This is a genomic window from Pseudomonas brassicacearum (assembly GCF_003732265.1).
GTDB classification, from domain to species: Bacteria; Pseudomonadota; Gammaproteobacteria; order Pseudomonadales; family Pseudomonadaceae; genus Aquipseudomonas; species Aquipseudomonas brassicacearum_D.
On the sequence record NZ_MOBK01000277.1, the window covers coordinates 1 to 524 of the forward strand.

The following is a 524-nucleotide window of genomic DNA, read 5'->3' on the forward strand; positions in this document are numbered from 1 at the left end:
GCGTCGGCTCGTTCTTCTTCTCCTTTGTCCTCGGCTACAACGAGGGCAAACTCGGCGCCAACAAGCCGCAGGACTGGAGCGCCCTGTTCGACACCAAAACCTACCCCGGCAAACGCGCCCTGTATAAATGGCCAAGCCCCGGCGTGCTCGAACTGGCGCTGCTGGCCGATGGCGTAGCGGCCGACAAGCTCTACCCGCTGGATCTGGATCGCGCCTTCAAGAAACTCGACACCATCAAGAAAGACATCGTCTGGTGGGGCGGCGGCGCGCAGTCGCAGCAACTGCTGGCGTCCGGTGAAGCAAGCATGGGCCAGTTCTGGAACGGCCGCATTCACGCCCTGCAAGAAGACGGCGCGCCGGTTGGCGTGAGCTGGAAACAGAATCTGGTCATGGCCGACATTCTGGTGATTCCAAAAGGCTCGAAAAACAAGGACGCGGCGATGAAGTTTCGCGCCGCCGCCAGCAGCGCCAAAGGCCAGGCTGACTTCTCCAACCTGACCGCCTACGCCCCGGTCAACCTCGAC

Annotated in this window: 1 protein-coding gene; it reads left to right on the forward strand. The window is 62.0% G+C overall.

Annotated features, from left to right (window positions below):
• Positions 1-524: extracellular solute-binding protein (locus BK660_RS31250; protein ID WP_123436441.1), on the forward strand; the 524-nt coding region annotated here is incomplete at both ends.